Source organism: Microcoleus sp. F10-B2 (assembly GCF_036704965.1).
GTDB lineage: Bacteria > Cyanobacteriota > Cyanobacteriia > Cyanobacteriales > Microcoleaceae > Microcoleus.
In genome coordinates this window covers 1-26016 of record NZ_JAUBTB010000072.1, presented here as the reverse complement: position 1 = coordinate 26016, position 26016 = coordinate 1, and the positions used below count along the sequence as shown (strand labels likewise).

The 26016-nt window shown below is 44.2% G+C and carries 26 protein-coding genes; 6 read left to right on the top strand and 20 right to left on the bottom strand.

Annotation, left to right across the window (positions count from 1 at the left end; translation table 11 throughout):
• Positions 1 to 119: 119 nt before the first annotated feature.
• The 16 genes from QUA99_RS23900 to QUA99_RS23825 all read right to left on the bottom strand — a co-directional run bounded on the left by QUA99_RS23900 (position 120) and on the right by QUA99_RS23825 (position 13431).
• Positions 120 to 431, bottom strand: a complete 312-nt coding sequence (locus QUA99_RS23900; RefSeq protein WP_333235066.1) for a helix-turn-helix domain-containing protein — start codon at positions 429 to 431, stop codon at positions 120 to 122.
• A gap of 157 nt (positions 432 to 588) precedes the next feature.
• Positions 589 to 1173 (bottom strand): helix-turn-helix transcriptional regulator, encoded by a 585-nt coding sequence (locus QUA99_RS23895; RefSeq protein WP_333235067.1) that lies wholly within the window; start codon positions 1171 to 1173, stop codon positions 589 to 591.
• 407 nt (positions 1174 to 1580) lie between these two features.
• Positions 1581 to 1886, bottom strand: a complete 306-nt coding sequence (locus QUA99_RS23890; protein ID WP_333235068.1) for a transcriptional regulator — start codon at positions 1884 to 1886, stop codon at positions 1581 to 1583.
• On the bottom strand, positions 1883 to 2362 hold the full coding sequence (locus QUA99_RS23885) for a type II toxin-antitoxin system RelE/ParE family toxin (protein WP_333235069.1): 480 nt from the start codon (positions 2360 to 2362) through the stop codon (positions 1883 to 1885). The genes QUA99_RS23890 and QUA99_RS23885 overlap by 4 nt, the downstream gene beginning before the upstream one ends.
• Positions 2363 to 2482: 120 nt before the next feature.
• Complete coding sequence (locus QUA99_RS23880; protein WP_333235070.1) at positions 2483 to 3124, bottom strand: hypothetical protein; 642 nt, start codon at positions 3122 to 3124, stop codon at positions 2483 to 2485.
• Positions 3125 to 3126: 2 nt separating this feature from the next.
• The gene (locus QUA99_RS23875) at positions 3127 to 4206 is read right to left on the bottom strand and encodes an RAMP superfamily CRISPR-associated protein (protein ID WP_333235071.1); all 1080 of its coding nucleotides are present in this window, start codon (positions 4204 to 4206) and stop codon (positions 3127 to 3129) included.
• Positions 4199 to 4681 carry a hypothetical protein gene (locus QUA99_RS23870; RefSeq protein WP_333235072.1) on the bottom strand — a complete coding sequence of 161 codons (483 nt, stop codon included), beginning with the start codon at positions 4679 to 4681 and terminating at the stop codon, positions 4199 to 4201. Before QUA99_RS23870 ends, QUA99_RS23875 begins: the two co-directional genes overlap by 8 nt.
• Positions 4678 to 5637, bottom strand: coding sequence for an RAMP superfamily CRISPR-associated protein (locus QUA99_RS23865; RefSeq protein ID WP_333235073.1), 960 nt, complete (start codon positions 5635 to 5637; stop codon positions 4678 to 4680). Before QUA99_RS23865 ends, QUA99_RS23870 begins: the two co-directional genes overlap by 4 nt.
• A gap of 29 nt (positions 5638 to 5666) precedes the next feature.
• Entirely contained in the window at positions 5667 to 6287 is a 621-nt protein-coding gene (locus QUA99_RS23860) for a hypothetical protein (protein WP_333235074.1), read from the bottom strand.
• Between the two features lie 2 nt (positions 6288 to 6289).
• Positions 6290 to 7141 (bottom strand): type III CRISPR-associated RAMP protein Csx7, encoded by an 852-nt coding sequence (gene csx7, locus QUA99_RS23855; RefSeq protein WP_333235075.1) that lies wholly within the window; start codon positions 7139 to 7141, stop codon positions 6290 to 6292.
• 49 nt (positions 7142 to 7190) lie between these two features.
• Positions 7191 to 8504, bottom strand: coding sequence for a TIGR02710 family CRISPR-associated CARF protein (locus QUA99_RS23850; RefSeq protein ID WP_333235076.1), 1314 nt, complete (start codon positions 8502 to 8504; stop codon positions 7191 to 7193).
• A gap of 8 nt (positions 8505 to 8512) precedes the next feature.
• Positions 8513 to 8929, bottom strand: coding sequence for a hypothetical protein (locus tag QUA99_RS23845; protein ID WP_333235077.1), 417 nt, complete (start codon positions 8927 to 8929; stop codon positions 8513 to 8515).
• Positions 8926 to 10206 (bottom strand): type III-D CRISPR-associated RAMP protein Csx10, encoded by a 1281-nt coding sequence (csx10, locus tag QUA99_RS23840; RefSeq protein WP_333235078.1) that lies wholly within the window; start codon positions 10204 to 10206, stop codon positions 8926 to 8928. The genes QUA99_RS23845 and csx10 overlap by 4 nt, the downstream gene beginning before the upstream one ends.
• Positions 10193 to 10918 (bottom strand): RAMP superfamily CRISPR-associated protein, encoded by a 726-nt coding sequence (locus tag QUA99_RS23835; RefSeq protein ID WP_333235079.1) that lies wholly within the window; start codon positions 10916 to 10918, stop codon positions 10193 to 10195. The genes csx10 and QUA99_RS23835 overlap by 14 nt, the downstream gene beginning before the upstream one ends.
• Positions 10915 to 13164 (bottom strand): type III-B CRISPR-associated protein Cas10/Cmr2, encoded by a 2250-nt coding sequence (gene cas10 / locus QUA99_RS23830; RefSeq protein WP_333235080.1) that lies wholly within the window; start codon positions 13162 to 13164, stop codon positions 10915 to 10917. The genes QUA99_RS23835 and cas10 overlap by 4 nt, the downstream gene beginning before the upstream one ends.
• A 60-nt stretch (positions 13165 to 13224) precedes the next feature.
• A complete protein-coding gene (locus QUA99_RS23825; protein ID WP_333235081.1) occupies positions 13225 to 13431 on the bottom strand; it encodes a hypothetical protein in 207 nt (68 codons plus the stop codon).
• A 113-nt stretch (positions 13432 to 13544) separates the two neighbouring features.
• Between QUA99_RS23825 and QUA99_RS23820 the strand changes: the two genes are divergently transcribed.
• Together QUA99_RS23820 and QUA99_RS23815 are read left to right on the top strand one after the other, a co-directional pair.
• Complete coding sequence (locus QUA99_RS23820; protein WP_333235082.1) at positions 13545 to 13871, top strand: MgPME-cyclase complex family protein; 327 nt, start codon at positions 13545 to 13547, stop codon at positions 13869 to 13871.
• The gene (locus tag QUA99_RS23815) at positions 13868 to 14605 is read left to right on the top strand and encodes a hypothetical protein (protein ID WP_333235083.1); all 738 of its coding nucleotides are present in this window, start codon (positions 13868 to 13870) and stop codon (positions 14603 to 14605) included. The genes QUA99_RS23820 and QUA99_RS23815 overlap by 4 nt, the downstream gene beginning before the upstream one ends.
• A 67-nt stretch (positions 14606 to 14672) precedes the next feature.
• On the opposite strand, the gene QUA99_RS23810 is transcribed toward QUA99_RS23815, so the two are convergent.
• Together QUA99_RS23810 and QUA99_RS23805 are read right to left on the bottom strand one after the other, a co-directional pair.
• Positions 14673 to 16769, bottom strand: coding sequence for a tetratricopeptide repeat protein (locus QUA99_RS23810; RefSeq protein ID WP_333235084.1), 2097 nt, complete (start codon positions 16767 to 16769; stop codon positions 14673 to 14675).
• Between the two features lie 944 nt (positions 16770 to 17713).
• Positions 17714 to 17866: a hypothetical protein gene (locus QUA99_RS23805; RefSeq protein ID WP_333235085.1), complete on the bottom strand. Its 153-nt coding sequence runs from the start codon at positions 17864 to 17866 to the stop codon at positions 17714 to 17716.
• 378 nt (positions 17867 to 18244) lie between these two features.
• On the opposite strand from QUA99_RS23805, the gene QUA99_RS23800 reads away from it, so the two are divergent.
• The 3 genes from QUA99_RS23800 (at position 18245) to argJ (ending at position 20195) form a co-directional block, all read left to right on the top strand.
• Complete coding sequence (locus QUA99_RS23800; RefSeq protein ID WP_333235086.1) at positions 18245 to 18439, top strand: hypothetical protein; 195 nt, start codon at positions 18245 to 18247, stop codon at positions 18437 to 18439.
• A gap of 61 nt (positions 18440 to 18500) precedes the next feature.
• Positions 18501 to 18641 (top strand): hypothetical protein, encoded by a 141-nt coding sequence (locus QUA99_RS23795; protein ID WP_015176121.1) that lies wholly within the window; start codon positions 18501 to 18503, stop codon positions 18639 to 18641.
• Between the two features lie 312 nt (positions 18642 to 18953).
• On the top strand, positions 18954 to 20195 hold the full coding sequence (argJ, locus tag QUA99_RS23790) for a bifunctional ornithine acetyltransferase/N-acetylglutamate synthase (RefSeq protein WP_333235087.1): 1242 nt from the start codon (positions 18954 to 18956) through the stop codon (positions 20193 to 20195).
• A gap of 47 nt (positions 20196 to 20242) precedes the next feature.
• Here argJ and QUA99_RS23785 read toward each other — a convergent pair whose 3' ends face one another.
• On the bottom strand, positions 20243 to 21262 hold the full coding sequence (locus QUA99_RS23785) for a zinc-dependent alcohol dehydrogenase family protein (RefSeq protein WP_333235092.1): 1020 nt from the start codon (positions 21260 to 21262) through the stop codon (positions 20243 to 20245).
• Between the two features lie 134 nt (positions 21263 to 21396).
• On the opposite strand from QUA99_RS23785, the gene QUA99_RS23780 reads away from it, so the two are divergent.
• Positions 21397 to 24939, top strand: coding sequence for an EAL domain-containing protein (locus tag QUA99_RS23780; RefSeq protein ID WP_333235088.1), 3543 nt, complete (start codon positions 21397 to 21399; stop codon positions 24937 to 24939).
• A 233-nt stretch (positions 24940 to 25172) separates the two neighbouring features.
• Here the strand turns inward: QUA99_RS23780 and QUA99_RS23775 are convergent, their stop codons facing one another.
• The gene (locus QUA99_RS23775) at positions 25173 to 25934 is read right to left on the bottom strand and encodes a hypothetical protein (protein ID WP_333235089.1); all 762 of its coding nucleotides are present in this window, start codon (positions 25932 to 25934) and stop codon (positions 25173 to 25175) included.
• Positions 25935 to 26016 lie beyond the last annotated feature (82 nt).

Sequence of the window (26016 nt, the reverse complement as noted above, 5' to 3'; positions counted from 1 at the left end):
GGCATAGCGACAATCCATGACAAAAAACAGATTTTTTTGTCATGGATTGTCTCAGCTTAATTATAGGGGGCTAAATTAAAGCCACCTAGTTTGTCAGGTGGCTAGAAAAAAATGCAAGATTACGAATTGGCTAACCAAAGTTGTTGCCGAAGTTCTGGGGGAATGGCTTCAAAATGCTCTAACAGAAAATTCATCAAGGCGAGGTGACGCAAGTCGTGCAGTTGGGGATGGCGGTGCTTGCCTCCCCTGGTAAACCAGCGACGCACAGTAGAAAGCGATCGACAGCAAATGAGACCTAGAGCTTCTTGCGGGACATCCCATTTTGCGTAGAATTGCTGCGGAGTCATGGCCAGTTGACAGTCAGCGTAAAGCTGAATGATTCGTTTTTCTCGATCGGTAATCGGGCGAGGCGTCAAAGAATGGTGTATCATAGAGGTGATTTTTTAATTTTGAATCGGCCAGTGCCACATTTGCGGCGCTGGCTTTTGTTTTTGGGGGCTTTGTTTTTTGGCGCGATCGCACTTGACGATCGCCTAACTAAACTGCCCTATTGACAATATATACGTTTACCTTTAATATGTCAACAGGCTAATCCGAATTTTCAGATTCCTCTCTGTATTTGAATCCTGCCATCTCGGCTATCAAATCCAAATGTTTTGATGTGGAACGAGCAGGCAATTGCCCGTTCTCCCAATCGCTGACTGTAGCCTGTCGCACGCCTATGTGTTCTGCAAATTCTGCTTGTGTCAACCCCATATGGAGACGCAATGCCTTGATGAGTTCGCCATTCCACTGCACGCCATCGCCCGCCTGCTGAACCTGAATTTTCTGGATTAACTTGCGAAATGTTACCCGTTGTGCGTCGAAATCGACAGTTTCCACCCGATATCCTGCCTCCATCCAAGCGGTAGCTTGCAGAGCGCCCTTTTTGCGGTTGCTCCACCAAGCTTGCTGAGTGCGTGCGGAAGGGGGGAGTGGGTCGTTTAGCAATGCCTCTATTTCGGCGAAGTTGAGGGTTACTTCGTCGAGATGGCGATTTTCGCGCAGATAATCTAAGAGCGACTGGTACTTGCTGCCCTCCTTCATGCGGTGTTTTGTGAGGTTTTCAGATATAGAATGCCACAAATCGGGGGATGACGGGGAGCGGATGGGAGTGGAGGGTGCGATCGGCAATTATTTATTTACCCAGACACTTCGATTGTGTCTGTTGCGTAATATTTGGAATTTTTATCAATATAAAACATAAAAAATTGCGATCGCCCTTGACTGAATGGAGGATTGGGAAAGGGCGATCGCGCGTTTAAAAAAGTGTGGGAAGCAATTAGGTCGATCGATTAAAGTCCCCTTGCGGGGAAGTGGTGAAAACTGAATCAAGTGTTCAATATCACCTTACTAGAAGCGTGTTTCCATCCCCTTGCGGGGAAATAGTTGTTAAAGTCTTGGAAAAACTTAAACCTTCTAGTCTTTTAAAGAATAGCTGTCATTTTGATAAAAGTCAAGTCATCTTTCTTCCGAAGAAAGAGCAGGATTATTATCTCCTCTACTCTTTCTTTGGCTTCAAGATACTGCACCAGTAGCAGTTAATCAAACTGAGCAAGAACAATCTCCTGGTCAGGGAAATTAGCTACTAATTTTAGACTTCCACCAAGAGCTTGGATGTAGCGAGAGAGGGTAGAGACTTGAATATCTTCTGGGTTATCCAACTCAGAAAAAGCAGACTCAAAAGTGCTGAGGTCTTTTTCCAGATCCTCATCTGTACAACCCAACAACTTTCGCTGTTCCAAAAGAGTAAGATGGATCAAAGCAAGTTGAGTGCGTATTTTGTTTCTTGCTCTTCGCTCTGGTGTCATCCGATTTCGCAATTCACTAAAAGGCTTTGTCTTCATATCAATCCTTCATTTTCAAGCTCTTTTAACAGTTCGTCGTAGAGCTTATCTGCTTTGGGTACATTCTCTTCATACCAGCGGTCATTACCCTTTTTGTTACCGCCTAAAAGGAGTATTGCAATCCTGCGAGGATCGAACGCATACAAGATTCGATAAGGCTCTCCTTGATGTTGTACTCGAAGTTCTCGTATATGTTGGTGACGAGATCCATTGATACGCGAACTCCGGGGAAAGGGAAGATTCGGCCCTCTTTCTTCGAGCAACTCTACCGAGCTATCAATAGAGTCTTGCGTTTGTGCATCAAGTGTTTCGTACCACTGCTCGAACTCGTCGGTGTACTCTACTTCGTATGCCATGTTGTCCTTGCCTGTTACAAAATACGTTCTAGTAGGTGCTGATTGAACAGTTGATTCAGTTGTTCTAGCCTCAGCTAGAGCTATTGATTTAGGCAAGTCCGGATCTTTGAGCCTGTACATAGGTCGATCGCTCCAAAAAAAATATCAAAGTTTACAAGGCGCACAGTTTCAACTGTGAGCCTCACTTTTTATATTACACTATATTACACTCAGAACACGCTCGGTATCGGCAAATATTGTCTAGCCCGCACACTTGACTTTTTTGGGACTGCCATCTTCCTTAATGTCTAAAATTTCAACCTTAACCGTTTGTTCTTCAGAGAGGGATTGTGCTTTTTTTGGTTCTTTTTCAGTTAGCCTGATTGTTCCCAAAATTTCATATGTCACCTTGTTTCCTTTTACAGCAGTAACTTTGGCTTCGACAATTTGACCGATTGCAAACTCATGACTGCCGATCGCCTTAGCAATTTCAACTTGTCTCCCTGACTCTACAACTGGGGCCACAACTTCTACAATCGGCCCCGCTTCTTTGTAGTAACGCATCAAACGAGATGCCCAACCTAAAATTTGCAGCAAAGTGCTAGCATCCCCTTGAAATCCTTTGAGACAATCGCTACAAGCTTTGTCGATGCTGCGGTAATAATCTGTGGTTTTGCCACTGTGTCCGATTTGTCTGCCATTAGCGACTAGGGTTTTAAGATACTTGAAAAACCGGGAATTGGCATCAGCTCGATCTTGATTAACTGCATTGCGGAGATAGGCGATCGCCTTTCCCAATTCATTTACATCGGTTTGTTCTTTAACTAAAGTTTGAGCGATCGCGTGGGCAATTTCCCACTGGTTTTCAGTCAAAGATTCTGTCACTAATTCAGTATTAGACATCTTTAATACATTCCTGTTGGAGGTTCGCGATCGGTCGGATATTTCAACACTTCAGCTAGTTGTTGCAGTTGAGTTGCTTGCACTAAGCGAGAATGAGCAGCTTGAATATTTTTTTGCATAAATTGTTGCAATTTTGTGCCAGTCATGCTGTCAGATTCGGGAGGCTTGTAGGAGGAATAGCGATCGCGCAAATCTCCCTTGTTCTGCAACACCCTTGCCGCTGTTACCTCCACAGTCATTGTTCCCATGCCGATCGGCTTCCCGCCCCCTACCTTGAGGGCGATCGGATATTTGGGATCTTGCCCCAACACAATCAGAAGCGTTCCTAACTCTGCTGCTGTTAAGTTTTTGAATTGTATCTGTGTTTTGAAAGTATACTCTTTAGCCGCTTGCTGAACGGTAATTCCTCGATTTTGACCTTTGTCGATCGCCCGAATTGTGTGATAGTAAAACTTGCGGCCTGCTACGTTGCCTCTTGCGTCAAAATATGCTCGTCTTTGATCCGGACGGGGACGATATAAAGATGGCATAAATCCCGTAGCAAAGCCCGTATTTTCGCATTTAGCATCGCTGAATTCAATTAGCCCTTGCCAATCTAAGGCACCGAATACTTGACTTGCCGGACAGAGTTCTTGTTTATTTTTACATGGCAAGCGTTCTTGCGGAATTTTATCTCTGTATCTTGATGTAATTACTGCTAAAGTGCTGTTAGTAATGGCTTCGTAGGCTGACCGGATGCAGCCTTTGAGAGAACTGCCTTGAATTGATAACTTTTGGTCAATATTTTGAACCATTGTTTTGATTAAAGGCACGCGACTGCCTATGTCGCTACCCATGACAACTACGCCTGTAGAGACGTGCAAAGTAGTCTGAACTTTCAAAGTTAGAAACAAAGTTCCGTGCAGGCGATCGCCCAAATATTGGTGATGTCCGGCCGGAGGATTTTTTGGCGGTCGTTCCTTGGGGAAACTAATTAATTCATAAGGTTTAGGTTCTCCAGTTTCAGCGGGATTATTATTAGAAACCGGAATACTTGGCGGCGGTGTAGAACGCCGGGGTTTTGGCAGGGGATTATTAGTCATTTGTACTCCTGACTGTGAGGGCGACAAAATGAACGGTAGCAGTTCTTTTTTCTTGAAAGTATCGCTGACCTATGCTAATATTGTTAGAGACAATCTTTTCATTCTTTTGTCCTTTATAGACAAAAGTTTTAGGAAATTTTGGTTCGTCAAGGGGGTGAAAGTAAGCCGTGCGATCGCAAATTTGCCACTCGCAATCTTTATCGATCGGCTCAAATCCTTCTAAATCGGTTTCAACTCGACTCAGGAGTAACGTTTCATATGCGCTTCCCTGCTTTTTCCAGCGCAATTCGCGATCGGCATTAAACATTTGCCCTTCAAAACCGGGGAAAAACTCTTCGGGCAATTTCATGCAAATGCCGCTGACTGCGTGGGGCGATCGCACAAAATAATAACTTTTCTCAGTTGCTAATTTGTCTAGCAAATTCTTAAGTTCTGCTGATGATGAAACTTGTTTAAAACCAACATATCCTGTCATGCTGCGGCCCCTCTTAAAAATTCACTCCAAGCCTGAACGGCACATTTAAATAAATTGGGCACACCAGTCTCACCGTCACCTTGCCATTTTAGCTGCACTCCAAAACCTAAATCCATCGGTTCAGCAGCAATAGGGGTTTGTTCGCGATCGGGTTTAGAAAAGCCATAATTTGCGGCTTCTTCAGTGTCTAAAAATTCTCCTGCACCCAGCAAGAAAGCGTGTCCCCATCGACCGGGTTTGACTATTTGTTGAATTTGGCGATTATCTCGATCTAATTGACAACCGGGATATTGAACTACGGCTTCGTTATATTTGACTGTCACCCTCCCCAAACCGCGAGATTTGGCAAAACCGATTCCAAACCAACCATCATTTAAGTCTCGCAAAACTAAGCCAATTAAGCCTAATTGTGCTAAGGAAAAGTTTTTGAGATGTATTTTAGTGCGAAATTCTCCGGCGGTGCAGACTTGGTAGTTAAAGGGACCAACGGCTACGGAACCGAAAACGCGATCGATCGCAACTCCATTGCGTTCTTGAATTTTGAGCTGTTTTTTATCAATTGGGTGAGCATCTTCTATTCTAAGTCTGCTAGCAATTGAAGTGTTGCCGAAAATGCGATCGGTAAAAGAAGAGAACTTGTAAATATCGCTGGATGATTTATTTGTCAAGTAATCATGCTTGTCATTCAATGGATCGTTAGCCCAGAGAACTTTCGGATCGTTAGGATTGCTATCTCTTCCTAGGGTTCTGACAATTCTCTCAGCATGAGCGCGAATAGCACCTTTTAAACTGCTTCCCGGTAGATAAATTGACTTTCCTCCTGCATGGTAAGTCTCGACAAATTCCATATCCGGTTTAGTCGGATCGGCTCCTTCTTTGCCGGATTTGATGAGAATTGGGCCGTCGGGAATTATAGTGAGGGCGATCGAGCAATGATTGACAAATCGTTTGTGCATAGTTGAGTAGGTCGAGAGATGGTTGGGAATTAAGCAGCTACTAACTGATTTAGCTGAACTTCACACTGTTGGAAAACATAGTTAACAGCAGCAAAGAGTCGATCGATTTCCTGAATTGTATAGGATTTTCTATTGCATATAAATTTATCCCCTTCAAGTTTGCCAAATTCCCACAGTCTACCGTGGGAAACAATTCCAAAGATAGCGTTATTTGTTCGCTCGCCAGTCTGCTGTGCAACAATCATTTCAACAAGACATTGAACCCACCCTTCATGAAATCTATCTTGCTTAGCATCGACTAATACCAAATAAGGTTTATCAAAAACTACTTTTCCCAAATGAGAGCGTTTAGCCAAAATATATTCAGGAAATTTTTCAGAGTTTTCGCAATCCGTGAGATATTTATGACTCCACAAAACAAACTTAGTACGATAATGTTTCCAAACTTCTTTAACAACTGGATAAATCAAGTTCTCACAAATTGTAAATTCTGAATCATCAGGTAATCCATCCTCCATGACAATTTTTAAATCTTCTAGAAAGTAGCTAGGGACACTAAACTCTGTTTCGCCGATGAAATTGACTTCAGTGTAGTAAATCTGAAATTTTTTAAGAACTTCACCGAGTTCTTGATAATTATTGAAACTCATATTTACCTCGCAGATGTGGCTTGAGATTTGTCAGAAGTTTTCTCGTTGAGATGCTTAATAAGTTCTTCTACCCAATAGTCTTTGAAATCTCTTGCATCTTCATAAGCACTATCGTCTCCCATGACCAATTTTTTCAGATATTCAATTAACAAGTCAGGTCTATCTTCAGGATAGTCAAACCAGCGCATTTTATCAATCTCTAGTTTAACCACACCTAAACCGCGCGATCGCCCTCCTCCGAGAGGTATTTGTTCTGTCTCAAATTGATGCAAACCAATCGTCAATAAACCCAATTCCCAATCGTGAGCATTTTCAACTACTGCTTTAAAATCAAAGGGAGTTGCGGCGGGGACAACTTGGTAGTCGTAAAGTTTGCCATCTGCGGCGGTTTCTGTGTCTCTGTCAATGGCTACTCCATCTCGTTCTTGATATTGTCCGAACCACGCATCGGGTTGTACGGTTAAGTCGCGGACTTGGAATTTGCTGGCCATCCAAGGAGTGCCGAATAAACTACCAATATCGTCTGTTAGGTCGATCAGTTCTTGTGTTAAATTCAAGTCATCATTTTTGTATTTTACTTTCAAATCTTTGACTTGATTGTTTCTAGTTGAACTCGTGTAATTAGCCGGATCTTCGGCTAGATTTGGGTCGATACCTCGGAGGAAGCTCTCTAAGCGCGATCGTAGTGCACCTTTAAAGCTTGATCCGGGAATCAAAGGTCGCCCCAAAGCATCTTTGATTACAGGTAAATCGCAGCCGATCGGTTCGGTCGAACGTCCAGCACTAATTCGCAGCGCTGTTATAGTTGTGAGCGTTCCTGTGATTTCTAGACGGTTTTTGAAAGTGTCAAACATAGTTTAGTGAGTTATCGGTTCTTAGAGGGTAATCTTCACGGGTAGCTGCTCAAATCTCCAAAGTAGTGGGGAATTGTAAAATTTGAGATTTTGAATTAGGTGGAATAACAGCAGCAATACTACTTTTAACAAAATTGACAATAACTTCACTAACTTTCTGATAGTCACTCCCAATAATCGGCTGAAATCCGTGAGCAAATAAGGAGTTATTGCGAGTTTCAAGAGCACTGAGGATTCTTTGAGCATTATCTAGGTAAATTTTTCCCAATTGATCGTTAGGAAGTTTACTTAAAAGTTCATAGCTGCTTTTCAAGCCTAATTGAATTTTTGATTTATCAGACGATCGCATTTTCTCATATTCCTCTTGCAACGGTTCGGGTAGTTGCTCAGTATCAACATCACCTGTTTTGATTTTATAAATTTTTAGTAGATGAATCTGAACTAGCAGTTCTAATGCTCGGTACAATCTACCAACTGCATCATCGTAGCGTTTTTGAGTAGCACGTCGTTCAGCATTAAGTAGCAAATCTTGGACAATCTCGTAGCCATGACCCGCTGTTCCATTGCTAGGATCAAATTTTTTATCTATCTGTCCTCGACTGCTAATTACACGCTTCAAAAATAATACTAATGGTTGAATATCTTGTCGTTTCATGTGAGGTTGCAAGAATTGTAATGCTTCTTTGTGTTCAAACCTATCCCAAGCATCAAAGCCAGAGCAAAAATCATGTAAACCTTGAATTTGTCGCCTAGTTTTAGCTGGCAATGCCATTGATGGTAAAAGTTGCTTTAGCTCTGCAATCGCTGCTGGATAGTTGTACTGTTGTAAAACAATTGGTAAAAATTGTTCAATTGTGCGTTGTGCTACTACGGGTGCTACTACGGCCTGTCCCGTCATTTCTCCTATTTCCACTTTAATAATATTTGTGCGACCGCGTGTAGTCAAATATAGACTTGCTCGATTATCGAGAGCAGCTATTGCTAAGCCGACAGACATAGTTTTTGTGCCACCTGTGTAATCAGCCATAATTTGAACATCAGGCGACTCTTGCTGAAGCTTTTGAATACTTTCTGAGGCTTTTTGATAGCACTCTGAAAAATCATCTGGTTCTTGAATCAGGATTAAATCAAAGCGATCGCCTAATTCTACTTGCCTGGGAATATTGGGTAGCTTTTGAATAACTTCGTTGTCTCGTCTTAGTTCACAGGGATTATTTTCCCCTATTACTTGAGATTTACTACCTTTATTACCTTCTTTATCATCAGAACAAAGAAAAACGACGCGATCGGGGTTGAGAGTGCGAATGGCAGTAACGATTGGTTGATAAGAACCGCCAACTGTAACCATCAGAATCTTTGACATTGTTTTCCTCATTTTTGTAACTTGCCGTCTCGCAGATACTTGAGGTGACGAGAACCGTAACCCAAATAACGGCGAATCAGTTCTAGCCAAATCGGCTTAAAATCTATTTGCGAACATTCTGCAATGATTCCGGCAGTTTTTTTGATGTTACCATCAATATCTTGAATTAGCCTTTCAGCTAAAGATTCTTTCCCCCTTCCCCATTTTTTATCCCTTCCTACTTGATATCGGATAAAGTTTTTAATAGCTTCTGCACTATCTGTTGTGTCAGCTACACGCACTAAATTGCGAAATTGAGATTCTTCTAAATCGCCATATTTGGTGTTATCTAAAGCATCCTGAATCCAAATTACTAAATCATCTTCTGATTGGCGAATAGCTCTTTGTACTTGTAACTCAACTTTTTGTTCGGTTGTTATACTCATACTCGATTCTCCCGAAATATAAGGTGAAACTCGTTGCAAATTTGAATTTGTCCGAAACCTTCGCAAGTGCGATCGCCCACTCCTTTTTCTTCTAACTCTCCTAGTTTATCGATCCAAATATCTGGTCGAGTCGTGCTAAATAAATACACTCCTCCTTTATTCGTGATTAGCTCGACATCTTTCATCAACCCCCAGCCCGCATTCCAACCAGATAGAAAATCATAACTGCTGTAAGCCGCCTCCAAATGCAAAGAGTCAGCTTTATCTTCAATCCCTGCAAACTGGCGCAACATATTTTCGGATATTACAGTGGTACGCCGCCAATTTTCAGTCAGTATAGCATCGGATTGCAAGTCCAGGGTAAAGTAAGTGCGGTTTGTTGGTGACTCTTTAATAGGACTGCCAAAAACTCCCCATTTGTCCCAACGCTCCTTTAGCTTTTGATTGAATTCAGTGATGCGATCGCTGACATCTATCTTAGCATCAACAGGATTTTTTGTCTGAATTTCAACTTTTCCCAATCCTCTGGAAGTCGAACCGCCCAATCGAAAATTTTGCTGGCGTTCCTGAATGAAATCACGCAAAGATTCTGCTAAATTCTCCTCGACTAAAATCGCACCTCGATAGTAAACAGGATTTTGTTTGTTCTCCTGAGATTCATTCAAAACTTCCAGACTGTAAAGTATTTCTTCCTCCGATGTACCTCTGCGGCGATTAATCCCAACTCGCGTTAACAGACGCTTTTTAACGCTTAGGCTGTAATATTTATTTTCAAGTACACAGTAAAAACTAATGCCAGCAGGATCGACTCTCCCTCCGTCTTCCGGGCAATTCGGATCGTAGGGATATCCGTAACCTTCAGCACAAAAGCGATCGATTAAAGTATCAAAAACACCATGAGTTTTAGGTGGGGAACCAATCTTATTTTCAGACGTGAAACCAGGCTTATTTTTAGAGCTGAGTGCAGTTGCAGGTAAAACTCTAATTTCTTTAATCCTGTATTGAGGAACCGGGTGTTTTTTAATTTGTAATGCAGAGGGATAAGCATTTTGAAAAATTGCTGGATTGTCGCTCAAGAATAAAGCTTGAAAATCGCCGCCATTTTCGGTCAAATCGGCCGATCGCCCATTCGATAGATCCAAAATCTGAGCAGCCACAGCACCCCGAATCACCGTACCGGGAATATAGTCTACAGCCTCGCCAATCGAACCGCCCGCTTTCTGACGGGCGATCGCCAAAGGTGACAAAGCCTTAATTTCCAGTTCAATTCGCTGCATTATTCCCTCCTTTTGCTAAAAAATTCCAATCTTCCTCAGTTACCTCAAATTCCGGTAATTTCTCCCAACTCAGCCATCCCAAACCAGCCGATTTACTTCCACCCAGTGCGTGAATGTGTTTGAAACCAGCCAACATCAAAGGTTTGGCGTAGTTGGGACAATTTGGTAGCAGGTGAATTTGACCTTGAAACTTCAGCGAAACATGAGGTGGAGAAGTCTCCAAAAAGTAGAGTTTTTTCTCTTCTGCTGTGCGTCTTCGGCGGTTCATTGTGACTCCAGGGCGGATAACTTCGGGTAAATTATCTGGCTCTTCCGTGCAAATTAAGTCGTCAATAATGATGCGAGAAGGTAAAACTGGATCGCCGAAAATTTGGCTCATCAAACAGTGATAAGTATCATTATATCCTGATACTTCGTAGTCACTGCGTTTGAATTTCTCCGGTGCATTATCTCTGCGAATAACCATTTTACCTGCATTCGGAGATTCGCACACTTCCCAACCCAAACCTCTAGCAATTTTCTCGCATTCGTGGCGGAGGCGGCCTTTGATTTGAGAACCGGGAATTAGCAGGTTTCCTTCTGCATTGCGGACGATCGGCTTGTCTGCTAGAGAACCGGAGGAACCGCCCGCGCCTACACACAAAGCTGTATCGATTACTGCTGTGAGTGTATAGGTTTCAACTAAATTTGACAGTTCATTGAGAACAATCATGAGTCTACCTCCATATTTGTCAAATTTTCTGAAATTGGTTTTGAAGCTGCTTCTAGTTCAATAAAATCGTAAACATCCAAAAGTTCACGCCAAATTGTTTCATAAACTTTATCTTCTAAATCGAACATCCAAGGAGCCAAATTGCCCGTATTTTCTTTGTCTTTTGGTTTGCACCAAGCATCCTCAAATTCTGCTTTTAATTCTGCCTTTCCTTGTTTTAGCCTGGTTCGGAAATAGCGGTAATTGAGGATTGTAGTTTGTTTTCCTCGCTCTAGAAAACTACGAATTTGGTAGAGTTGCGATTTGGGAAAATCGGCTTTTTTCAAAGCTTTGACAGAATCAATTAGTCCGCCTATCTCGTGTAAAGTGTAAGGTGCAGCATACAACTTCAGTTTTGCTCCTCGATCTATCATTAAACCTTCATTGCGAAAGCTTTCAATATTGGATGAAATCATGGTGACAGATTTCATTACCAAGAAATCAATTGTACCTCCCAAATATCCAGCATCTTTCAATCTTTTGCCAGTTTTTTTTGCTGATTTGAGGAGCTGATTTGTCAAATTCTGTGCATAATAAATTGGGGTGTCCTCTGCTGTAATTAAGACTCCTGCTGACATACTCAACTGACATTCAGATAAAAGAGCGCGAGCGGGAGAATAGCGGTGATAAAAACAGCGTGGTGTCACTTGATAGCTTGAGGAATTAGACAGTAAGAGTAAGTTTTCAAACTCTTCGCCGATCGTTTTAGCGATCGCCAAAGCTCGATCGGCTGGCACAATCAACATCACGTCATCACCGCCGATCGCCAAAATCTCAAAAGGATGAATCCAGCACCCGTTGCGCTTCTCGTTATCTGGATCGGTTAAATTGTTCAATAGATGGGGTTTGAGATGTTGTGCCAATGCTTTGTAAACAGATTGTTCTGTTGCTTGGAAAATATCTTCACTGAATTTCTTGTACTCTTGGGGAGTTTTAATTTGCTGGATGTAGCCGCCCATATTATTGCCATCTGCGTAAATATAGGCGACAAAACCTTGACAAGCATTGCCAATTTCTCTGAGCGATCGCGCTTCTCCAACCTCCGTGTGAGAGCCATAATAGTCACTTACTAATTGATTATTTTTCAAATAATCCTCAAATTCGGCTACCCAACTTTTAATTCTAATACCAGTCGGCTGCCAATCAAGACCGAGATTTGTAAACCAAGCCGGTAAATTTTCCTGAAATACCTCTCGTTTAGCTATTTGGCCTGCAATCCTCTTGCGAACTAACGATTCAGATAGCAAGGGATTGTCGGCAAGATCGCTGATTCTGGCGATCGCCGATCGTCGATCGCTCTCATCTCTCCTCAAATAAGGATGTGTTTCAAACATCGGCGGATACCGACGGCTGGGGCGATTGGGAAAATTATTGCCACTTCGGCGCTGATTGAATAAAATCGCCAACCTAGTAGTTAATTCGTTAAAACTCTTGCGGTTCTGAAAAATATCAACTTCTTCAGAATCATTTTTGGGATAACCAAAACAAGCTTTGACTAATTCTTTTTTTACGCGGTCTGATTCAGAATTTGCCTGACGGTACTTTTCAAACCAGAAAGTATCTTGAACATTATCGGGCAACAATCCTAAGCGAATTTCTAACAGCCTAAAAGTCTCCCCAACAGCACAAGAATTCGCCGTTAAAGTCTCATAACTATAACGTTTTTCAATGGCATCAGCTAAGTCATCTACAAATGCAGCCGGACAAAAAGCTAGTATATTGCCACCTTTGTAGTAAACAAGTAGTTCTTTAACTAAAGCTGCTTCTAAAGTGGGAAAGCTTTCTTTTAGCCATTGGGAAACTGAAACAGATTTTTGAGGTTCGCCAAAAAAAGCAGGGATATCGACTAAATTAATTCGGTCTAGCAAAGCTGAGGCACCGCGAATATCCGGTAGTTTTGCCGCCTCAAACACATATTGCTTAATTTTAGTTGCGCCGCCGTAAACTAAACCAATTTTAGATTCCCACAATACCGGATATTTTTTTGTCAATTCGGTTAGTTCTTCGAGAGTTTGAGGAAACTCAAGTTTTTCCATTTCCCTGACCCGATCGACAATTTCCCTCACCTGGGGCGGCACTTCCTCCCCAGAATTCAAAGCCCCTCGCATTTCCTCCAACACGCTGATATCAAATTGAGGTTCGCGTTTATCGCCCCAAGCCAGACACCAAGCAATACCAGTCGCGATCGCACTCCAACAACTTTTCATATGCAAACCACTCCCAATCAGGTTTAACAGCCCCAGATTGTCTCAATAATTGGTAATTATTCAACGTGCAATTCCATCTAATTTCCTATTGTCACCTAAATTTTCCCGAAAATCACCAGCCCGAAAAATAATCGCCCAAAACCCCAAAAAACCAGCAACTCTCGCAACACTCACAACTCCCCCAACTCTCACCACCAAAGATTTTTCTGAGGCGAATTGCTCTGCATCTACCCAAGATGACAGCAAATAAGGTAAAGTAAACGGCACAAGAGTCTAGAACTCTCCAACGATCGCAACTCGGCAAACCCGCCCTGACCAGCAAAACTGGCCGGTACAGGCGGCATTAACCGCTAACCGTCAACCCCTAACAACCGAGAAAAATGCAAACCTACTACTACGTTTTAGCCAGCCAACGCTTTTTGCTAGAAGAAGAACCCCTAGATGAAGTGTTAAAAGAAAGAACTCGCAACTACAACGAACAAGAAAAACAAATAGACTTCTGGTTGGTCAAACAGCCCGCTTTCCTAGAAGCACCGACAATGGCAGAAGTTAAAGCAAAATGCCCTCAGCCAGCCGCCGCTATTATTTCTACCGATCCTGTCTTCATCACCTGGTTGAAACTGCGATTAGAATATGTACTGACAGGTGAATTTCAAGCACCGTCACCAACTATTCCCGATGCCCTTGCCTCCCTACAGACAGCATGAATAAACTTGCCAAAAATCCGACAAAACAACTCACAGAAATTAGGAGTCAATTGTACAAATTTATTTTTTCTCTACCCCTATTTTCTGCTACTTCGATCGCCCTTTTGGTATTGACAATTTTATCGAGTTCTGTTAAAGCTCAGTCGAGCTGCAAACCGCCGCAGTCGGACGAATATCTACTGTTAATTGTCACCAGAACACCCGAACAGCAAGAAAGAGCAAAACGCTCTTTCCCTGGAAATACTAACAACACAGTTTGTCGGTACATCAATGACACGGTGACGCGAGTTGGCGGCTTTCGCGACTCGCAAATCGCCAGCGATTGGGTTAAATACATCGAAGATGTTGTCGGATTGCAAGCTTACGTAGTACGATCGCCCGCAGCGGCGCTACCCCAAAATTTGCCAGTTTACAACCCTCAGCCAGCACCAGGTTTTGAACCAATCACCAATTCTCCCAGCGGCAATCTTGCGTTCAATCCGCGACCCCTGGGCCCTGGTTATGCAGTGTTAGTAGATTACTTCAACCAACCGGAATTAGCCACCCAAGTCAGGCAAGCATTAGGCACGCAAGTAGGCTTAGCTTCCTACGGCCAGCGTCCGTTTTTATTCGTCGCTTATACAACGGATCAAAATGCGGCAACTGCTGCAGTAAAAACATTGAGCGATCGAGGTTTTTGGCCGATGTTAGTAGACAGCCGCCGAGTTACCGTAATTTCTCCCGCTGTTCGCTAAAAGATAAAACTTGGCAATTGAAATTGCTTCTTGTCAAACAAAGCCCGCCTAAGCGGACTAATAACAATTATTGTTGTTGTTGGGATTCTAGCGGGCGGCTTCCTAGCTGACTTTCTGCCCGCTTTTTTGCTTCCATTGCAGCGGAGTAATCCGGTTTGTAGCGAATTGCTTTGTCATAGGAGGCGATCGCATCTTCGTATCTTTTTACCGCTACCAGTGCATTGCCGCGGCTGTACCAGGCTTCGGAGTAATCTTGCTTAACATAAACGGCTTCATTGTAAGAGACGATCGCATCTTCGTACCGCTGCAAATTGTACTGAGCATTGCCTCTATTGTACCACGCTTGATATTCTTTCGGGTTTAAATCTAAGGCTCTGTTGTAACACTCAATTGCTTGTTCGTACTTGCGTAATTCGTGGTACGACCAACCTAAATTGTACCAAGCTTGATAATAATCAGGTTTTAATTTAACAGCTTTTTCATAAGCTTCAACCGCTTCTTCATGTCGGCGCATTTTTAGCAAAGCGATGCCTTTGCTGTACCAGGCTTGATAAAAAATTGGCTGAAACCGCACGGCTTTTTCGTAGGCTTCAAAAGCTTCTTTGTTTTTGTTTAATTCGAGGAAAACATTTCCTAAATTGTACCAAGCTTCATAATTATCGAATTTGATTTCAACTGCTTTTTGATAGGATTCAACGGCTCGATCGTACTGTTTTAATTTTTGGTAAGCTTGCCCCCGATTGTACCAAGCACCGTACAAATTGGGCTGAAATTGTACGGCTTTTTCGTAGGAGGCGATCGCTTCTTCGTACCGCTGCGAATCTAACAGGACATTACCTCTACCTTCCCAAGCGGCGGGATAGTCGGGCTGGATTTTCAAAGCGTTATCAAAAGATGCGATCGCCTCTTGAGACTGTTGCAACTTATCCAAAGCATAACCGCGTCCCGTCCAAGCTTCTAAGTAGTCGGGCTTTAATTCTATGGCTCGATCGTAAGCGGCCTGCGATTCTTTATATTTTTTCAATTCGTACAAAGTTTTAGCTTTTTCCTGCCAAACTTCCGCGTAGTCAGGTCTGAGAGTTATTGCTCGCTCATAAGCTGCCAGAGCTTCTTCAAATCGGCTTAAATTGTAAAGAGTATTGCCTCGGTTGTACAGGTCAGTTGCATTTGCAGAATTAAAAGTGTTTACACCATAAATTGATGCTATAATACTGATGCCAATTAAACTGGCGATCGACAATATTTTAAAATACAGTTTTTTTCTGGATTTTAGAGGCTTATTCGCAGCAGCAACCCGAGGCAATACAGGAACTGTACCGCTGCAAGAATTTTTTAATTGTTTAATAGCTTGCAGTGTTTCGCCGGCACTAGAATAACGCTGCCGAAAATCGTACTTTACCATCTTATCTAAAATCTTCGCGAATTCCGGACTGACTGATGTTTTGTCCTGCCAAATAATTTCCTCTGTATCGGGGTTTCTTGGCATTTGGTGAGGATTTATGCCGGTGAGGAACTGAATTGCGATCGCACCTGCGGCATAGATATCGCTGCTGAGTTTCGGGTTGCCGTGAGCTTGTTCGCTGGGCATATAACCGGGAGTACCGATGCTGACACTCAAGCTATTCTTGGGCTGAGGATTGCTGATTTGAGTAGTAATTTCTTTGACTGCGCCGAAGTCAATTAAAACTAATTTTCCGTCTCTATCTCTGCGGAGGATATTGCGGGGATTGACATCGCGGTGAATCACATTTTGCTGGTGTACAAAGTCTAAAATTTCGAGAAGTTCCTCCAATATACAAATGACTGCATCTTCCTGCATGACTCCTGCTGTGCCCGGAACAACTGGCGTAATTTCTTGACTTAAATCGTGGCCTTCTATAAATTCTTGAACGAGATAAAACTCTTGATTTTCTTCAAAGTAAGCAAAAAGTCGGGGAATGCGATCGTGATTTCCCAACTTGTACAAAACTTGCGCTTCAGTATCAAATAAACGTCTTGCTACCTGTAGAGTTTCCGGATCGGTTGCTTGAGGTTTAAGCTGCTTGACGACGCAGAGGTGATTGCCTGGTAGCTGCTTATCTTCAGCTAAATAAGTTTGAGCAAATCCGCCGCCTCCCAAGTGACGGATAATGCTGTAGCGAGTACCGAGTGTTATTCCAAGCATGAAATTCACCTAATATTTCCTAGTCTTTCTCCCCTTTCGGAGTAAAACAAGGGTTGGGGAGAGGTTTTGCATTTAATTAAGTGTAACTAATTTGCGATCGCCTTTGTAGCACAAAGTCTGTGCAGGGAGCATCTCACTTTTGCAGTTAAGCTAGAAATTGGAGTTTTAAGGCCCGAGGCTGCGGGGCAGGAGGAAAGAGGAAGAAGGAAAGAGGAAGAAGGAAAGAGGAAGAAGGAAGGAGCCAGAAGAAGTGTTTTTACAAATATGAGATGCTCCCGTCTGTACACTTACAAGCAAATTCTGCCGACAACTTACAAATATAAACTAGGAATCTTACTCCCTCCCCTTGACAAGGGGAGGACTGGGGTGGGATATTTCAGGCAATGAATGTCAAAACTTCGCGCGATCGCAGCTATGCTGCAGGGAATCGCCCCTCAATGTATTGAGAATTCTCAAAACTATTCTTCCTCTCCTCAAATACCTGCCAGATCGCGGGCAGCATGGAGTAGTCCGACAATCTCAATACACTCATCGCTTTATACATAAAAAATTAGATGTTTGTCAAATTCCTTGACTGCCAACTTCCGCCAACGAACCAGACACGAATTGTCAACATTATCGAGTCTACTAATACTATACCTTTGTGCTAATTGTGAGAAAGTTTTCCCTGCCTCATCTAAAGAATCTCAACGCCGCATTAAAATTATTTTTTTAGTCTAATTAAAATTAGTCTGATCGTGTCTTTTGTTTGCTGACTTTTTCTACAATTTCCGTGCGTTTTTTTGCACCACTCATCGCTAATACAGCGTATCCCAGGTTTATTAACAGCAGTAGGGAGACGGCAGTGCCGTGTCCCTACGAGGATTGAACGCTCAGCGGGTGTCCTTCACAAACGTGGAATCTGCTGTACCAATCGGTTTACCGCTATCTAAAGCTTCCAATAGTCATCTCTCAAGTTTTATTTTTGCCACTCGTTCTAGTTCTTGGCAAATCCAGTATCGGATGTATTCGCTAGCGCTACTGTAGTCACTTTTGGCAACCTGTTCGCCGATCGAGTCCCGCATCGATTCGGGCAGCGAAATTTTGAGTGCGGTCATAGTTTGTAAACATTTACATCTTTAACAGTCCTGGAGGCAAAAACCCGGTGTCTGCACGTAATTTGGTCGTATACGCCCGATCGCGACAGCGAGAGACCGGGTTTTTTTGGGAAGCGTGCGTCTAGGACTGTTTAATTTAAAAATCGCAAATACTGTCAATTTTTGCCAACTGTTGCTTGAGGTTGGGCGTGAATCAACGAGGCAAAGCCCGATCGCACTCCCTGAACCTTCGATCGACATTCTCGCCCTACAGCCCAATTGTAAATTTTTGTGACATTTTTAATTTGGTAGCTTTAGATACAGAATTGTCTGTTATAGTGATAGAAGAAAAGAAAAAAGCAGCCCAACATTAATCTAAAAAATACGGAGGAACCCCATATGTCTACCGAAAATCAAGCTCGCTCTCTGATGATGCGCCACCACCAACTGGTGAAGAACCGGCAGCAATCCATGCTCAACCGCACCGCCACCGAAGTCGGGATGGAAGATACCCACTACTGGGGTCACATTCAAGGCAAACCGCAGCCCAGCCTTCAAGCCAGTTACGATCGCAGCAACGCCACTATGAGCTAGGGCAAGCTCAATTTCGACAATTGTCTACGAAGTCATTACCTATAGTTTGGAGAAATCAGTTATGTCAACTCAAGAACAAGCCCGCAACCTGATGATGCGCCACCAACACGTCGTCAAAAACCGTCAGGAATCCATGCTGAGCCGTGTGGCTGCTGAAGTTGGTTTAGATGCTGGTTCTCCAGCGAGTATCGATCGCAAATAACCCCTTTTTTCAACGGCGAGATAGTTGAATCGAGTTTGTTGTTTGCCAGCTAAAAATTAATAATGTCAATTACAAAACCGTCGCGACTTCTTCTTGAGTTCTAACTCTAGATAGGAAGCCGCGATTAGTTTTATTGGGTTGGTTAAAGACAAAAAGTGAGTCACAGCCTCCCTGAACTGCATTTCCACGCCGGGAACCAGAAAACAAGCCAACCCTTACAAAATCAGTTGTTCGCAATCTAAAATCTAAAATCTAAAATCTAAAATGATATAATCCCCTTTCAGCAGATTGAAGGCTACTAGGGAGGTCATCATGTCGGACTGGAAAGAAATTGGCGGCGGAGTTACAGCACCCAGAGGGTATCGAGCCTCGGGAATTACAGCGGGTTTGAAGCCTTCAGGCTTGCCAGATTTAACTTTAATTTTGTCAGAGGTGGATGCCATCGCCGCCGGAGTCTTCACCACATCCAGTGTCCGGGCAGCTTGCGTGGACTACTGCCGCCAGCGTTTGCAAGCTAAACCCAGCGCCAAAGCAATTTTGTGCAATGCGGGACAAGCTAATGCGGGTACTGGCGAACAAGGTTTGGCAGATGCCCTCGAAAGTGCAAAATTGTTGGGAGAAGCGCTGAATATTCCTCCAGAATCGATTCTTTTAGCCTCCACTGGCGTCATCGGACAGCGAATTAAAATGGAGCCGCTGAGGGCGGGAATTCCGCGATTAGTTGCTGAGGCCTCGGAAACTGGTTCTGATGCGGCGGCTAAAGCTATTTGTACGACTGATTTAGTGCCGAAAACGATCGCCCTGGAAACCGTGTTTGGCGATCGACCCGTCCGCATCGGCGGCATTTGCAAAGGTTCGGGAATGATTCATCCAAATATGGCAACAATGCTGGCATTTGTAACTTGCGATGCAGCAGTGTCATCGCATTTGTGGCAAGAAATGCTGAGTCGGGCGGCTAACAGAAGTTTCAATCAAATTACTGTTGACGGCGATACCAGTACCAACGATTCGCTAATTGCTTTGGCAAACGGTCAATCCCGCACACCGGCAATTACGGAAATGGGGGCAGATGCTGAAAAATTAGAGGCGATGCTGACAGAAGTTTGCGTGCATTTAGCAAAGGCGATCGCCCGCGACGGCGAAGGTGCAACTTGTTTGGTGGAAGTGCAAGTTAGCGGCGCGCTGGATGAAGTTTCTGCCAGTAAAATTGCCAAAACAATTGTCGGTTCTTCTTTGGTGAAAGCTGCTATTTTCGGACGCGATCCGAATTGGGGGAGAATTGCGGCGGCGGCGGGACGCGCTGGCGTACCTTTCGATCAAGAGAATTTGCGGATTCAATTGGGGGATTTTTTGATGATGGAACACGGGCAACCTAAAGAGTTCGATCGCGCTGCTGCAAGTAATTACATGAAAGCGGCTGCGGAGGGGGAATATTTGAAAGCTGATACGGTTTTAATTCAGGTTAGTGTCGGGAATGGCAGCGGTTTTGCGAAAGCTTGGGGATGCGATTTGAGTTACGACTACGTGAAGATTAATGCGGAGTATACGACTTGAAGAATTGCGGGCGATTTTGCAACCCGCAATTTCAATCGCCCGCAATTCTAACCGCCCGCAATTTCCATCACTATTTTACCCGTTACTGAGCCTGTTTCTAACAGTTCGTGAGCGGCTCGGGCTTCTTCGAGGGGGAAAGTTTGGCTGACGTGAATTTTGAGCAAGTTGCGATCGCACAAACGAGCACACTGCTGCAAAATATGAGCCTGGTGTTCCTGTTCCTCCACCAAACCTTCCAGCATGGGTGTTAACATTAATTCCAAACTAATTCGCAGATTTCGCATTCTCGCTGTTTTCAAATTGCCCAAAGTTGGATCTGGTTCCAAAATAGTTACCAAATCTCCATAAATTTTCACAGCCGGAATAGTTTGGTAAAAAGTTTCTCCCCCGACTGTATCAAAAGCCAAGTCAACTCCTTGTCCTTGAGTCCAAGTCAAAACCTCATCGACAACATCGGTATTTTTGTATAAAATAACTAAATCTGCACCTAAGTGCTTGACAAAATTGGCTTTTTCCTGTGAGCTAACAGTAGTGCAAACCTCAGCACCCTGCAACTTTGCCAACTGTACCGCGACGTGGCCGACACCGCCGGCACCGGCTTGAATGAGCACCTTCTTTGATAACACCTGGCCAGCTTGCAAGCGCCCTCGATCGTACAGCGATTCCCATGCCGTAATTAAAACTAACGGTGCAGCCGCCGCCTCAGCAAAACTTAAAGCAGCAGGCTTGATGGCGAGAAAGCGTTGGTCTACAACGGCAAACTCAGCATAAGTACCGATCGGCCCGCCCAAACCGCCATTGCAGAAAAAAACCTCGTCTCCCACTTGAAAACTTTGCACGCCAGCACCCACAGCCTCTACGACTCCAGCACCGTCGCACCCCAAAACGTGAGGAGTTTTTTCGGGATAAAAAGTGCCGCGGGCCCGCAATTTAGTATCTATAGGATTGATCCCCGCCGCCCGCAACCGCACCAAAACTTCAGTATCTCTTTGTATAGTAGGGGCGGGGATATGTTGCAGTCTCAATACGAACGGGCTTCCAGGCGTGTCAAAAACGATCGCTTTCATCACGGTTGTTAACTCTGTTGTCGCTTTCACCTGCGATCCTACCTTGTATGCGTTACTCATTCGTGACGATACTTAGTTATTTTAAAAGAGATTGGCTTCAGGTAACTACAACAATTGTCGAGCGGTGCTAATCGATGTTCGATCTAAATTTATTTTTTTACTTTGAGATTCTTGCATACTTTGTGGGATTATCGGCGACTTTAGCCTTGGCGTCGGCGATTTATCTCAAGTGGCACCGAAGGCGGCCCGGTCTGCCGCTGGCCCAAGAGCAACGGCAGTTGGCAGAATTAAAGGCCGACGATTTATCAGCAGGATTGAAAATGCGAAAAAAATTTTTGATTGTCCCAAACTCAAATCTGTGGCGGCAAACTGACAGTTGCTTGGGTAAAGTTTTAGGTATTGGCCGCGCTGTATTCTTGGCTCAGCAACAGCGCCTAACTGTGAATTCTTCCCCTGTTGTTGGGCCTCGAACCAACAAAACCCTAACTCCGAGCATTTCCGGTTCGATGGGGGAAAATCGCGATCGCCCGAATGCCGACAACCCTCCCAAAGTCACAGCTTCCCCGCAATTAGAGGAAGACTTGCTCGGCGACATTCTCGCAGGTACTGATTCGCCGGGGGGAGCAGAATTCTTTGATTCGTTAGTTCGCCACTTAGCCTCAGCACTCGGAGTTTGCAGCGCCATCGCTGCCAAATCGATTAAGTCAATGGACAGCGCCGATGCTGCTTCCGATAGATTGCAAGTTATCAGTTTTTGGAGCAACGGACTGTGGCAGCCAAACTTTGAGTACGACACCGCCAATACTCCCGAAGCGCTGGTACTCGATCGGGGAATGTACTCCTGTCCCGACTACTTGCTGGAAACCTTTCCAGAAGACCGCAGACCGGTAGTTACAGGTGCGCGCAGTTTCCTGGGAGTCTTGCTCAAAAACTCTTACGGCGAACCTTTAGGCATTATTTGTATTTTCCACGATCGACCCCTGCCGGAAGCACATCTTGCCAACTTCCGACTAATTCTCAGCATTTTTGCCGGACGGGCCGCCGCCGAATTAGAGCGGCAGCGCTTAGAAGCAGCACTGTGCACTGTAGAAGCGAAATACTGCGCCCTTGTAGAACAAATGCCGGCTGTCACCTACATTTCTCCCCTCAACCGCAGCGCTGCCAAACTTTACATCAGCCCGCAAATCGAGACTTTTTTGGGTTATTCTGTCGCTGAATGGCGGGCAGACCCCGACCTGTGGCTGAAACTCGTTCACCCAGAAGACCGCGACCGCGTGTTAGTTGAAAACGCCACACAGAAATTCACCTGTGGAGAAGAGTTTTGGGACGGGCCGCTGGTTTCAGAATACCGCGCGATCGCCCGCAACGGCCGAGTCGTCTGGTTCCGCGATCGAGCGATCGCAGTTCGCGATGAAGCGAGCAAGTCTGTTATCCTTCAAGGTGCAATGTTTGACATCACGGAGACTAAAGTAGCTGCCAGCGCACTGCTAGAAAGCGAATACCGCTATTACACCTTGGCAAAAATCCTGCCGGTCGGGATTTTCCGCGCCGACGCTAGTGGAGATTGCTTGTACGTCAACCAGCGATTTTTGGAGATGGCGGGGCTGACGGCACCACAAGCACTAGGCGAAGGTTGGACGCAAAGTTTGCATCCCGAAGACCGAGCGCGCGTTTTGAGCCTGTGGTATGGCGCTGTCAAAGAGAAGTTGCCTTGTAAGTTAGAGTACCGCTTTTGCAACGGCGACCTCACAACCTGGGTATTTTGCCAAGCAGTGCCGGAAATTGCCAAAAGCGGGGAAGTTCTCGGCTATCTCAGCACGCTGACTGATATCAGCGATCGCAAGCAGGCTGAATTCGCGCTGCAACAGGCTGAAGAGAAATACCGCAGCATCTTTGAAAACGCGATCGAAGGAATTTTCCAGACAACGCCCGACGGGCGCTACCTCAGCGCGAACCCTGCTTTGGCAAGAATTTACGGCTACGACTCGGCCGCCGAATTGATCGCGAACATTCACGACATCGACCACCAACTTTACCTCGATCCCAACCGCCGCGTCGAGTTTTTGCGCGCGATCGAAAAACACGGTTTTGTGTCTGAGTTCGAGTCTCAAGTTTACCGCGCTGACGGCACCACCATCTGGGTTTCCGAGAACGGTCGCGCAGTTCGCGACGCTGGCGGCAATTTGCTTTATTACGAAGGTACTGTCGAAGATATCACCCTCCGCAAAATAGCAGAAGAGAAGTTAGTACACGATGCTTTGCACGATATGCTAACGGGTTTGCCCAACCGAGCTTTATTTATGGATCGCTTGGGACACGCGATCGAGCTTTCAAAACGCCGTCCTGAAATTTTGTTTGCGGTGCTGTTTATCGATCTCGACCGCTTTAAGGTTGTCAACGACAGTTTGGGGCATTTAGTGGGCGATCGGTTGCTGATCGCGATCGCGCAGCGCCTGGGAACCTGTTTGCGGGCTGGAGATACTGTTGCTCGTCTCGGCGGCGACGAATTCGCTATTTTGCTCGAAAATATCAAAAACACCGAGGATGCGACCCACATTGCCGATCGAGTGCAAGCCGAACTGGCAGAACCTTTTTACCTCAACAAATATCAAGTTTTTACCAGTGCTAGCATTGGCATTGTGTGTTCCGGTTTACCGCAGCATCCAAGCGAAAGCAGCGAACAGTCGAGTCCAGGAAATTTGGTAAATATCGATCGGGAAACTTATTTGTCTGGCTTATCTTCCGACTCCCCAGTTCCCAATGTCCCGTTCGCAACATTGTACGAGCGACCAGAAGAACTGCTCCGAGATGCAGATGCTGCCATGTATCACGCTAAGGAATTGGGCAAAGCTCGCCACGAAGTTTTTGACTTAAGTATGCACACTCGCGCCGTCGCCCTTTTGCAACTGGAAAACGACTTGCGGCGCGCTTTAGAATTCCAGGAATTTCAGCTTTACTATCAGCCCATCGTCTCTCTCACTAGCGGTACAATCAGGGGTTTTGAAGCGCTGTTGCGGTGGTATCACCCGCAGCGGGGTGTCGTATCTCCAGGCGATTTTATTTTAGTAGCAGAAGAAACTAGATTGATTATACCTATTGGCTGGTGGATGATGCGATCGGCTTGCAGTCAGATCCACCAGTGGCACCAAAAATTCCCAGCAAATCCGCCCTTGACTGTCAGCGTCAACCTTTCTAATCAACAATTTAAACAACCGGATTTAATCGATCGCATTCGCGAAATTTTACAAGAAACTCAGCTTGACCCGCGCACTTTTAAGTTAGAAATTACTGAAGGCGTCATTATGGAGAATGCCGAATCAGCAGTCGCTATCCTCGCGGAATTGAAAAAATTAGAAATTCAATTATATATTGACGATTTCGGCACTGGCTATTCTTCTTTGAGCCGCCTGCACACTTTTCCAACTGACGCTTTAAAAATCGATCGAGCTTTTGTCAGCCGCATGACTGAAGATGAAGGAAACGAAGCCATCGTACAGACTATTTTAATTTTAGCCAGTCATTTAGGCATGGATGTAATTGCTGAAGGAATCGAAACCAGCGAACAGCTTAATTTACTCAGAGCGCTGCAATGCGAATACGGACAAGGATACTTTTTCTCAAAGCCGATAGACAGCATCGCAGCCACACTTTTGATAGAAAGTCAACCCAAATGGTAATTTGTTAGTTAACGTTTGACTGTTGGGTGTTTGCTGTTTCTAGGAATAAAAACAGAGAGCGGGCTAGTTGTCTTTGGAAGTGAGTCTGCTACCAAGTCCGGCTTCAATACCCCCTTTATCTCTTAGCCTGCGTCGGCATACTTCGTTTGAGTCTCTTTGCGGTTCAACCGCCGAATGATAAAGGAGGTGGACAACCCGGATTTAGTATGATAAACTTGCAGAATTTATAAATTTTACCGAATAATAGTCTCCCAAACGGTAGAGTCATAAAAATAACAAACGTGAGTTTTTCCTAAAAAACGTTGGAGGAAAGAAGAAGATTTTGCCGAAACTTTTTTGTAAATCATTTTATCTGAAGAACTTCCTTTAGGTAACGGAGTCTTAGCCGCCACCCAGTCTTGATTAGAATAGCAGTCAATCCAGGTATTTATTGTTGCATTGTTTAAGCATTTATTTATTTCTCTCTCCCCCCAATTAGATTTATAAGATAAAACCTTTAAATTTCCCCCTAAAGTAATGTATCGAAAAAAGTTTTCTCTGTGATAATCAGCCAGAGTATCTGTCGCCACAGCAACACCAAAACTATAAGCTAATATAGTTGCTCTATCATAATTATCGCTATTCAATACGTCTTCCAGAAGATTTGATACTCTACCACGAGTCTTTGATCTCATTGTACTACCCTCTGTATCTTCCCCTAAATAGGCTGCGGAGAATTCACAGATATCAATAAGTGAACTGATGGGTAAAAAGCTTGATAAAACACTAATAAAAAACCAAAAAGACCATCCTTTCATTGATTCACCAAAAAATCCAATCTTTTTTGCCATCTCCAGCGGAATTTCCCCGCCAAAAAAACTATTTGTTTGTCCTATAGCTATCAAAACTGCAGCTAAAATTCCGTAATACCAACCTATAAATAAAATAGCCGAAATAATAAAATATATAAATAAAGAAGGAGATTCCTTAACGGACAACCAAATAGGAGAAATCAACCAATATACAGCACTTTGCGTGACTAAGAGGTACAGTAACAGCAGTGAGCAAAATAATTTCGGATTTGCTTACTTGAACATA